The sequence below is a fragment of the Actinomadura montaniterrae genome, assembly GCF_008923365.1.
Classification (GTDB): Bacteria; Actinomycetota; Actinomycetes; order Streptosporangiales; family Streptosporangiaceae; genus Spirillospora; species Spirillospora montaniterrae.
On sequence record NZ_WBMR01000473.1, the window covers coordinates 1 to 1,456 of the forward strand.

General features: G+C 74.5%; 1 protein-coding gene. It reads left to right on the forward strand.

Annotation, left to right across the window (positions count from 1 at the left end; genetic code table 11):
* The first annotated feature begins 283 nt into the window (after nucleotides 1–283).
* Nucleotides 284–1,240, forward strand: coding sequence for a TIGR03557 family F420-dependent LLM class oxidoreductase (locus F9B16_RS50370; protein ID WP_151547338.1), 957 nt, complete (start codon nucleotides 284–286; stop codon nucleotides 1,238–1,240).
* The last annotated feature ends 216 nt before the right edge of the window (nucleotides 1,241–1,456 follow it).

Consider the following 1,456-nt stretch of genomic DNA (forward strand, 5'->3'; position numbering starts at 1 on the left):
AGCGGGATCGTGCGGGCGGCCCGCGGCCCCGCCTGCGGCGGGAGGGGCCCCGGGCGGCCCGGCGGCTGCGGGGGCGGTCCTGGGCTGGGCGGCGTCATGCGTTCCGCATACCCGAGCGGACGGTTCCAACCGTGATCGGCGGCACGTGGTGGACCCCGCGCGCCCCTGCGGGCAGGGCGGTTCGTGCCGGTCCGGGGTGTGTGCCGTGATGTTTGCGTGCGTCCGGCGGGGTAGGGCGCGCTACGGACCGTCCGGCACGCCGCGCTTGTGAGGGAGGACGGGGATGGCGAGGTTCGGGTACTTCCTGGCCAGCGAGGAGCACGCGCCGGGCGAGCTGGTGCGGCAGGCGCGGCTGGCCGAGGACGCCGGGTTCGAGGCGCTGTGGATCTCCGACCACTTCCATCCGTGGCTGGACGAGCAGGGGCAGGCCCCGTTCGCGTGGTCGGTGATCGGCGCGATCTCGCAGGCGACGTCGCTGCCGGTCGGGACCGCGGTGACGTGCCCGCTGGTGCGCACCCATCCGGCGATCGTGGCGCAGGCCGCGGCGACGTGCGCGGTGCTGACCGGCGGACGGTTCACCCTCGGCGTCGGCACCGGCGAGTTCCTCAACGAGCACATCGTCGACTCGCGGTGGCCGCCGGCCGCCGAGCGGATGGACATGCTGGAGGAGGCCGTCGCGCTGATGCGGCGGCTGTTCACCGGCACGTTGGTCACCCACCGCGGCGAGCACTACCGCCTCGACACCGCCCGCCTGTACACCGTCCCCGGCGAGCCGCCGCCGATCCACATGTCGGGGTTCGGGACCAAGGCGGCGACGCTGGCGGGCCGGATCGCCGACGGGTTCATCTGCATGATGCCGGACGCGGACCTGGTGAAGGTGTTCCGCGACGCCGGCGGCGAGGGCAAGCGGGTGCAGGGCGGGCTGAAGGCGTGCTGGGCGCCCGACGAGGCGCAGGCGCGGCGGACCGCGCTGCGGCTGTGGGCCAGCGACTACCTGCCGGGCGAGGCGAACCAGTTGCTGCCGCAGCCGCGGCAGTTCCGGCAGCTGGCGCAGTTGGTGACCGAGGACATGGTCGCTGAGCGGGTGCCGTGCGGCCCCGACCCCGAGGTGCACGCGCGGGCGCTGCGCGCCTATGTCGACGCCGGGTACGAGGACGTGTTCGTCACGCAGATCGGGCCCGAGCAGGACGGCTTCTTCGACTTCTACTCCCGCGAGGTGCTGCCCCGCCTGCGCGGCTGACCCCGCGCGAGACGAGACCCCCTGAGACCCGCAGAGACCCCCGAGATCCCCCCGATGGAAGGAATGAGGATGAACACCCCCTCGGTGCCCGGCAAGGGCCCCGGTCAGATCAGCAAGAACGCCGCGCGCGCCGGCACGGCGGCGTCCGGCGCCGCCTCGGGCGCGGCTTCGGGCACGGCCTCCCACGCGAAGTCCGGTGCGAAGTCGGCCGCCGCG